The 221-nt window shown below is 48.4% G+C and carries 1 rRNA gene; it reads right to left on the bottom strand.

Annotation, left to right across the window (positions count from 1 at the left end):
* Positions 1–221: ribosomal RNA gene (locus H5159_RS21285) — 23S ribosomal RNA — on the bottom strand; the annotation flags it as partial.

Here is a 221-nt window from a genome sequence, read left to right as displayed (position 1 = left end):
CTACCTGACCACCTGTGTCGGTTTGGGGTACGATTCCATATAATCTGAAGCTTAGAGGCTTTTCCTGGAAGTATGGCATCAACAACTTCATCACCTTAGTGACTCGTCTCGTGTCTCAGTCTTAATAGCAACCCGGATTTACCTAAGTCGCCAACCTACTCACTTTCACATGGACTACCAACGCCATGCTTGTTTAGCCTGCTCCGTCCCCCCATCGCAAT

Origin of the sequence: Pseudoalteromonas sp. SG43-1, from assembly GCF_014164415.1 — a bacterium.
In the GTDB taxonomy this organism is placed as follows: Bacteria; Pseudomonadota; Gammaproteobacteria; order Enterobacterales; family Alteromonadaceae; genus Pseudoalteromonas; species Pseudoalteromonas distincta.
The sequence above is the reverse complement of the archived record's forward strand: the minus strand, read 5'-3'. Positions and strand labels throughout refer to the sequence as shown.